The sequence below is a fragment of the Xanthomonas melonis genome, assembly GCF_020783655.1.
GTDB lineage: Bacteria > Pseudomonadota > Gammaproteobacteria > Xanthomonadales > Xanthomonadaceae > Xanthomonas > Xanthomonas melonis.
In genome coordinates this window covers 279,149-287,741 of record NZ_JAJGQH010000004.1, presented here as the reverse complement: position 1 = coordinate 287,741, position 8,593 = coordinate 279,149, and the positions used below count along the sequence as shown (strand labels likewise).

8 protein-coding genes are annotated in these 8,593 nt (G+C 64.4%); 5 read left to right on the top strand and 3 right to left on the bottom strand.

Going from position 1 to position 8,593, the window contains the following annotated elements; genetic code table 11:
* Window positions 1-75: 75 nt before the first annotated feature.
* Complete coding sequence (gene rimO, locus LL964_RS06215; RefSeq protein WP_104587413.1) at window positions 76-1,449, bottom strand: 30S ribosomal protein S12 methylthiotransferase RimO; 1,374 nt, start codon at window positions 1,447-1,449, stop codon at window positions 76-78.
* A gap of 180 nt (window positions 1,450-1,629) precedes the next feature.
* Between rimO and LL964_RS06210 the strand changes: the two genes are divergently transcribed.
* The 4 genes from LL964_RS06210 to LL964_RS06195 all read left to right on the top strand — a co-directional run bounded on the left by LL964_RS06210 (window position 1,630) and on the right by LL964_RS06195 (window position 3,536).
* The gene (locus LL964_RS06210) at window positions 1,630-2,292 is read left to right on the top strand and encodes a dienelactone hydrolase family protein (RefSeq protein ID WP_104587412.1); all 663 of its coding nucleotides are present in this window, start codon (window positions 1,630-1,632) and stop codon (window positions 2,290-2,292) included.
* A complete protein-coding gene (locus LL964_RS06205; protein WP_104587411.1) occupies window positions 2,289-2,723 on the top strand; it encodes an HIT domain-containing protein in 435 nt (144 codons plus the stop codon). The genes LL964_RS06210 and LL964_RS06205 overlap by 4 nt, the downstream gene beginning before the upstream one ends.
* Window positions 2,724-2,751: 28 nt before the next feature.
* Window positions 2,752-2,919, top strand: a complete 168-nt coding sequence (locus LL964_RS06200) for a LiaI-LiaF-like domain-containing protein (RefSeq protein WP_003486900.1) — start codon at window positions 2,752-2,754, stop codon at window positions 2,917-2,919.
* Between the two features lie 434 nt (window positions 2,920-3,353).
* Window positions 3,354-3,536, top strand: coding sequence for a LiaF transmembrane domain-containing protein (locus LL964_RS06195; RefSeq protein ID WP_104587410.1), 183 nt, complete (start codon window positions 3,354-3,356; stop codon window positions 3,534-3,536).
* A gap of 35 nt (window positions 3,537-3,571) precedes the next feature.
* Here LL964_RS06195 and dcd read toward each other — a convergent pair whose 3' ends face one another.
* Both dcd and apbC read right to left on the bottom strand, forming a co-directional pair.
* Complete coding sequence (gene dcd / locus LL964_RS06190) at window positions 3,572-4,141, bottom strand: dCTP deaminase (protein ID WP_104587409.1); 570 nt, start codon at window positions 4,139-4,141, stop codon at window positions 3,572-3,574.
* Window positions 4,142-4,238: 97 nt separating this feature from the next.
* On the bottom strand, window positions 4,239-5,090 hold the full coding sequence (apbC, locus tag LL964_RS06185) for an iron-sulfur cluster carrier protein ApbC (protein WP_104587408.1): 852 nt from the start codon (window positions 5,088-5,090) through the stop codon (window positions 4,239-4,241).
* Window positions 5,091-5,426: 336 nt separating this feature from the next.
* Here apbC and LL964_RS06180 point away from each other — a divergent pair, with 336 nt between their 5' ends.
* The gene (locus LL964_RS06180) at window positions 5,427-8,417 is read left to right on the top strand and encodes a TonB-dependent receptor plug domain-containing protein (RefSeq protein ID WP_104587407.1); all 2,991 of its coding nucleotides are present in this window, start codon (window positions 5,427-5,429) and stop codon (window positions 8,415-8,417) included.
* Window positions 8,418-8,593: the final 176 nt, after the last annotated feature.

The following is an 8,593-nucleotide window of genomic DNA, read 5'->3' as shown; positions in this document are numbered from 1 at the left end:
AATCTTGGGTGGGCGCCCCATCTCGATCCCTTGTTTCCACGTTGGGATCATAGATTACCATTATGTAAACACCCTCTAAATCATCTGCAGGTTCAATGCCCGCCCCGGCTGCACCGCTCGGTCAGACGGCAGCGCATCGCCGAACAGGTCGTGCTCATCGCTGTCGGTGATTTCCACGTCGACCAGGTCGCCGACCTTCAGGCCAAGCTCGCCACCGTTCTGGATATGCACCAGGCCATCGATCTCCGGCGCATCGGCGCGCGAACGCGCCACGGCGATGTCGTCCTCGATCAGGTCGACCAGGCATTGCTGCACGCTGCCGATCTTGGCCTCCAGCCGCGCGGCGGAGATCTCGGCCTGCCGGGCCATGAAGCGGGCCAGCCGCTCCTGCTTCACCTCTTCCGGCACCTGATCCGGCAATGCGTTGGCGCTGGCGCCGTCCACCGGCGAATACGCGAACGCGCCGACGCGATCCAGCTGCGCCTGGTCCAGGAACTCCAGCAGCGATTCGAACTCGGCCTCGGTTTCGCCGGGAAAACCGACGATGAAGGTGGAGCGCACGGTGATCTCCGGGCACATCGCCTTCCAGCGCTGCACGCGCTCCAGGGTCTTTTCCACCGCACCGGGCCGCTTCATCAGCTTGAGGATGCGCGGGCTGGCGTGCTGGAACGGGATGTCCAGATACGGCAGCAGCTTGCCTTCGGCCATCAACGGGATTACATCGTCCACGTGCGGGTACGGGTAGACGTAATGCAGGCGCGTCCACACACCCAATTCCGACAAGCCTTCGCACAGCGCCTTCATGCGGGTCTGGTACATGCGGTCGCGCCATGGACGCTCGGCATACTTCAGGTCCACGCCGTAGGCGGAGGTGTCCTGCGACACCACCAGCAACTCCTTGACCCCACCGCGCACCAGCCGCTCGGCCTCGCGCAGCACCTCGTCCACCGGGCGCGAAGCCAGGTCGCCGCGCATCGAGGGAATGATGCAGAAGCTGCAACGGTGGTTGCAGCCCTCTGAAATCTTCAGGTATGCGTAATGCCGCGGGGTCAGCTTGATGCCGTAATCGGGTACCAGATCCACGAACGGGTCGTGACGCGGCGGCAGCGCCGCATGCACCGCTTCCATCACGCTCTGGTAATCCTGCGGCCCGGACACCGCCAGCACCTGCGGATAGGCCTCGCGAATCTGCTCCGGGCGCTTGCCCAGGCAGCCGGTGACGATGACCTTGCCGTTGGCATTCATCGCCTCGCCGATCGCGTCCAGCGATTCGGTCACCGCCGAATCGATGAAGCCGCAGGTATTGACCACCACCACGTCGGCGGCGTCGTAGCTGGGCACGATGTCGTAGCCCTCCACGCGCAGCTGGGTGAGGATGCGTTCGGAATCGACGAGCGCCTTCGGGCAGCCAAGGCTGACGAAGCCGACTTTGGGGTTCAGCTGGGACATGGAAGCAGGAGCCTGGGAACGGAGCGGCCTGGGGCCTGAGCAGGCCAATTATAGCGGCGCGCGGGCAGCGCTCTGAACCGCCGCGCCGCGCCAGCCCGGCCGGCTTTGCGAAACCCTCACTTTTCGCCGTACGGATCCGGTCGATAATGCGCGTCTCCCCGCCGCAGATCAGGAATTCCCATGGGTCATTGGACCACGCTGGATACCCCCGACGGCCAGGTCGCCGCCTGGCACGCCACCCCCGCTTCCAGCCCGCGCGGCGGCCTGGTGGTCATCCAGGAGATCTTCGGCGTCAACGAGCATATCCGCGCGGTGGCCGACGACTACGCCGCACGCGGTTACGAGGTCCTGGCGCCGGCCTTCTTCGACCTGGAAGAGAAAGACGTGCAACTGCCCTACGACCAGGACAGCCTCAAGCGCGGCCTGGCGCTGGCCAACGCGGTGGGCCTGGAGCGTGCGGTGGAGGTGGTGAAATCCGCCGCCACCCTGCTGAGCCGCGCCGGCAAGGTGGGCACCGTCGGCTATTGCTGGGGCGGCTCGGTGGCGCTGCTGTCGGCCATCCGCCTGGGGCTGCCGGCAGTGAGCTATTACGGCGGCCGGAACACGCAACTGCTGGACGAAGCCCCGAAGGCGCCGGTGATGTTCCATTTCGGCGAACGCGATACCAGCATTCCGCCGGAGGCCATCCAGGCGCACCGCGAGAAGCTGCCGCAGATGGAAACCTTCGTCTATCCCACCGGCCACGCCTTCAACCGCAGCGTCGATCCCAATCACTACGACGCCGACAGCGCCGAGCGCGCGCTGCAACGTACCCTGGGATTCTTCGAGGCCCACCTGGGATGAACGATGCCGCACCGGGAACGCCTCCAGGCGATTTCCAGCTCGACCCGCGCCTGGCAGCGGACAGCGTGTTCGTCGCCGACGGGCCGCTGTCGCAGGTGCGGCTGATGGACGACACCCGCTTCCCCTGGCTAGTGCTGGTGCCGCGGGTGGCCGATGCAAGCGAATGGATCGATCTGGATGGCGGCCAGCAGCGTTTATTGCTGGCCGAAATCAACCAGCTCTCGCAGTTGCTGCGCGCCGAACCTGCGGTGAGCAAGCTCAATATCGGCGCGCTGGGCAACATCGTGCGCCAGCTGCACGTGCACCTGGTCGGCCGTCATCCCGGCGATGCGGCCTGGCCGGGGCCGGTGTGGGGCAGTGGCAGTGCGCAGCGCTTCGATCCCGACGCCCTGCAACAGCGTGTCGCTGCGTGGGCGCAACGGCTACGATAGGCACCCGTTCGCCACCTGCCTTGCTCGCATGAAATCCAACGTCGTTGCCGCGCTGATCCTGATTCTGGTCGGCCTGCTGTTCCTGGCCAACAATCTGGGCTGGACCAACCTCAGTCTGGGCCGGCTGATCGCCACCTGGTGGCCGGCGGCGCTGGTCGCTTGCGGCATCGGCATGCTGTTCGGGCGTGGGAAGTAGGTGGGGCTGGGATTCGGGATTCGGGATTCGGGATTCGGGATTCGGGATTCGGGATTCGGGAATCGGGAATCGGGATTGGTCACAGCGTGCACTTGCGCTGAAGATTCTCCGTTCGGCGGCTCGTTGTGACGGCAGGAACGTGATTCCCGGTCCTGGCACTACAACCGAATCGCGCAAGTCCCTTCTCCCACCGGGAGAAGGTGCCCCGCAGGGGCGGATGAGGGTACGGGCGGCGCCCCGTGCCCCACTGATCGCAGCACCTCAAACTTTCAGCTGCTGCGCTTGATCGCAGGAGCGCCGGCTACCCGCGTGCCGCTGTCGCCCTAGAGGCAACAGTCAACATGACGACTGTCATCTGCAAGTGTTGACTTCCGGCACCTGATCGACGGGCGCAACGGGCGCAGCATGGCCTCACACCCGACGAGGACGCTGCCATGTACCGACTGATTCCCGGCCTGTTCCTGATCATCCTGGGCGGGTTGTTCCTGCTCAACAACCTCGGCCTGACCCGCATGGACCTGGGCCAACTGATCGCCGCCTGGTGGGCGCTGATGCTGATCTGGGGCGGAGTGCACCAACTGGTCCGTCGTCGCCAGCGACTACTGACGACCGACTGAGCCTCCGGCCCACGCGACTTCGCGCGCTTCCGCCATCAGGTGCGCGGCAAGGTCACCCCGGTCTGACCCTGATATTTGCCGCCACGGTCCTTGTAGGAGGTCTCACAGATCTCGTCGGACTGGAAAAACAGCATCTGCGCCACGCCTTCGTTGGCGTAGATGCGCGCCGGCAGCGGCGTGGTGTTGCTGAATTCCAGCGTCACATGGCCTTCCCACTCCGGCTCCAGCGGCGTCACGTTGACGATGATGCCGCAGCGCGCGTACGTGCTCTTGCCCAGGCACACCACCAGCGTGTCGCGCGGGATGCGGAAGTACTCCACCGTGCGCGCCAGCGCAAAACTGTTCGGCGGGATGATGCACACGTCCGACTCGATATCCACGAAGCTGCCCGGATCGAAGTGCTTGGGATCGACGATCGTCGAGTTGATGTTGGTGAACACCTTGAACTCGCGCGAGCAGCGCACGTCGTAGCCATAGCTGGAGGTGCCGAAGCTGACGATGCGCTGCCCGGCGGCATCGTGCTTGATCTGGCCGGGTTCGAACGGCTCGATCATCGCGTGCTGTTCGGCCATGCGCTTGATCCAGCGGTCGCTCTTGATGCTCATGCGGTGTTCCTTGAAGACGGAAGGCGGCGGGCCGGACGGCCCGCGCGTAAAGACGGCAAAGTCTAGCAGCGGCTGCTGGTGGCGGCCGGCCTGAACGCTAGAGCAGGGAGGCCGAGATCGGGATGCTGGCGCGCGGACGCTTGCCCAGCTCTTCCGCCAGGCGCGCCGCAGCCGCCAGATAGGCCTGCGCTGCCACCGACTCCGGTTCCGCCACCACAATCGGCCGGCCGACATCGCCCTGCTCGCGGATCCCGATATCCAGCGGCAGCGACCCCAGCAGCGGCACCGCGTACTGTGCGGCCATGCGCTCGCCGCCCCCGTCGCCGAACAGATGTTCGCGATGGCCGCATTGGCGACAGGTATGTACCGCCATGTTCTCGACGATGCCCAACACCGGCACCTCGACCTTTTCGAACATCTTCAAGGCCTTGCGCGCGTCCAGTGTGGCGATGTCCTGTGGGGTGGTGACGATCACCGCGCCGGCGACCGGAATCTTCTGCGAGAGCGTGAGCTGGATATCGCCGGTACCCGGCGGCAGGTCGATCAGCAGATAGTCCAGATCGTCCCACAGCGTGTCGTTGAACAATTGAGTTAGGGCAGACGTGGCCATCGGGCCGCGCCAGATCATCGGGGTGTCCTGGTCGACCAGCAGGCCGATCGACATCGCCTCGATGCCAAACGCGCGCAGGGGTTCGATCGATTTATTGTCCGGACTGTCCGGCCGGCCGCTCAGGCCCAGCATCGCCGGCACGCTGGGGCCGTAGATGTCCGCATCCAGCACGCCCACCCGCGCGCCGCTTTGCTGCAAGGCCAGCGCCAGGTTCACCGCCGTGGTCGACTTGCCCACCCCGCCCTTGCCCGAGCCCACCGCAATCACATTGCGGATACGCGGATGTGGCGTCAGCGCGCCCTGCACCGCGTGCGCGGCGATCCTGCGTTCGCTACTCATGCGCAGCCCACTGCCGCGGTGGCGGGCTCAGCGCGCCATCGATCTTTCGTCATCGTTGCCATCGTCCATCCAGTTCGTCGTGCGCAGCTGCCGCGGCGTGCGCAACGCCACGCGGCTGCGCGGAAAGAGCGTAAGTGTACCGGCTGCCACGACACCTGCAGACGCGGTACCGACCTTCCACGTTGCAGACCGTCCACACAGAGGGTGTGTCAATTCTTGCCGTATTTCACAAATGTGGACACATTATTAAGAAGTTGTTACGTTCGGAATTCAGTTCAGCCGCCACTCAGCGAGCGCGGCTGGTTCGTACGCATTTTTGCAAGGAATCTGCACGTCATGTCGACTCGTTCCCAGCCACTCACCCGTCGCCATCGCTTGAGCGCCGCCCTGTTGGCTGCTTTGGTTGCTCCTGCCGGCCACGTGGCCGCGCAATCCGATACCGGACTCGCATCCGGCACCACCGATCTGGACAAGGTCACCGTCACCGGCTCGCGCATCGCGCGTACCGGCTTTGTCACGCCCTCTCCGGTGACCGCGATCAGTGCCGAAGAGATCCGCGCCACCGGCGCGACCACCATCAGCGATCTAATGGCGCGCATGCCGGCGCTGGCGCCGAGCTACACGCTGGGCAACTCCACCCGCTTCATCGGTACCGCCGGCCTGGGCTTGCTCGATCTGCGCGGCATGGGCGTGGACCGCACACTGGTGCTGGTGAACGGCCGCCGTCACGTGGGCTCGAGTCCTGGCTCGACCGCAGTGGACGTCAACACGATTCCAGTGGAATGGGTCGAGCGTGTCGAAGTGATCACCGGTGGCGCCTCGGCGGTATACGGCGCCGACGCGGTGGCCGGCGTGGTGAACTTCATTCTCAAGAAATCCTTCACCGGTTTCGAAACGCGTGCGCAAACCGGCCTGGCCGACGAAGGCAACTACAACCGTTCGTTCGCCAGCTTTTCCGCCGGCACCGACTTTGCCGAAGGTCGCGGCAACGTCGCCATCTCGGCCGAGTACAGCAAGCAGGACCGGTTCGGCCGCGGCAACCGGGCGATCGGCCGCGAATACCTGGTCAGCGTGCAGAACCCAAGCTTCGACCCTACCCGCCCGCCGAGCGAGAGCAATCCGCAGACCGTGTTGAGCGGCCCGGGCGGTAACCACTCGACCTCCTACGGTGGCACCTTCAATCTGGGCACCTTCGACTTCCGTAACCCGGCGAGCTACGGCAACCGTTACCTGTTCAACCCAGACGGCAGCTTCCGCCGCAACCGCTACGGCGGCACGGTGGTGAGCAATACCTCCTGCGTGGATTGCGACTTCGTCGATCTCAACGCCGTGGCCGATCTACAGCCAGGCTTCGATCGCAAGAGCGTCAACACGATGGTCAACTTCGAGCTCAGCGAGAACCATCGCGTGTTCTTCGAAGGCAAGTACAGCGAGACCGATTCGGAGTTCTTCGGCCAGCCGGCGTTCGACAGTTCCTTGCGCGTGCGCCGCCAGAACCCGTACGTCAGCCCCCAGCTCGGCGCGCTGATGGATTCGCGCGGTGCCACCCAGATCCTGATGAACCGCTTCAACGTCGATGCTGGCCGCCGCGGCGAGAACATCGAGCGCAAGACCTACCGCGCCGTCCTCGGTGCCGAGGGCAATTTCACCGACAACTGGACCTACGACGTGTCCGCCAACTACGGCAAGACCACCGTGGACCGGCTCAATCTCAACAACCGCATCAACGAGCGCTGGCAGGCCGGTATCGATGCCGCGCGCGATGCCAGCGGCAATATCGTCTGCCGCACCACGCTGGATCCGACTGCGGTCAACCCCAACACCGGGCGCGTGTATTCGGCGCTGGCACGCGAAGGGTGTGTGCCCTTCAGCATCTTCGGCAATGGCGCGGTCACTCCGGAAGCGGCCGCCTGGTTCAACACCACTGCGCGTTCGCAGGCAAAGATCCAGCAGACCGTATTCAACGCCTCGGTAGCCAACAGCAGCCTGCTCTCGCTGCCGGCTGGCGACATCGGCATCGCCGGCGGCGTGGAATACCGCAAGGAACAAAGCGAGGAGATCACCGATCCGTTGGCCGCCTCCGGCGTGACCTTCCTCAACGCCATTCCCAACAGCGGCGGCGAGTACAACGTCAAGGAAGTCTTCGTCGAAAGCACCATTCCGCTACTGGCCGGGCTGCCGGGCGTGGATCGTCTGGCGCTGGATCTGGCGGGGCGCTATTCGGACTACAGCAGCATCGGCTCGACCAAGACCTGGAACATTGGCCTGGACTGGACCATCATCCCGTCGTTGCGCCTGCGCGGCACCCTGGCCCAGGCGGTGCGTGCTCCCAGCATCGGCGAACTGTACGACTCGCAGAGCGAGAACTTCGCCAGCATCAACGACCCCTGCAACTACCTTCCCACCAACAGCAATCGCCCCGGTACGGCCGGCGATGTGGCACTGCGCCAGGCCAACTGCAGCGCGCTGGGCATTCCGGTAGGCTGGATCGATACCTACACCGCCACCCGCCCCGGCGTCAGCGGCGGCAATCCGGAACTCAAGCCCGAGCGCGCGCGCAGCCTGTCCTACGGCCTGGTGTGGCAGCCGGAGTTCTTCGAAGGGTTCGGCATGTCGATCGACTACTGGCGTATCGATCTGCGCGACGCCATCGGCACCGTGACGGCCGAAACCAATGCCACGCGTTGCGTGGACAACCCCGGCGGTATCAACAACAGCTTCTGCGGCTTCGTGCAGCGCGCTCCGCTGGGCGGCTTCACCGATCCACAGGGCCGCATCTATCCCGAACACAGCATCATCGGCTGGCAGGCGCTCAACGAGAACCTGGCACGCTCGCGTCGCGTCGGCGTGGATCTGGAAATGGATTACCGCTTCCAGATCGGCGAAGGCAACACCGTGCTGCGCTTGGTCGGCACCCGCTTGATCCAATCGCGCGAATGGGTGTTCCAGGACTTCCCGCAGGAATACGACGAATACGTGACCTACGTGACCGATCCGCGCTGGCGTGCGCAGTTCCAGACCAAGTACAACTGGAACGAATGGCGCGCCTCGTGGGACATGAACTATGTGGACGGCAACCTGCGCGTGACCCCGGAGAGCTACAACAGCAACCCGGGATCGGCCAGCCCGATCAAGAACGGCTCGTACACCTACCACAACTTCCAGTTCGGCTATCAGTTCCCCGGCTCGAAGATCGACGTCTACCTGGGCATCGACAACGCCTTCGACAAGGATCCGCCGCGCAACTACTTCGGCTCGGATTTCACCTCTGCGCTATACGACAACGTCGGCCGGTTCTTCTACCTGGGAACCACGGTCAGATTCTGATCTGAGCTGGATCGCAGTTGAAGAAGCCCCGCATGTCGGGGCTTCTTCGATTGTGCAATTCATCAGCCAATGGAACCTCGCATCTCGCAGGAGCTGATGCCTCCATCAAGTAAAGGCTCTCGCCCGATTATCTGTACCAAACGTAACCAATGTCGCGAGGGTTATTGTCGAGATTG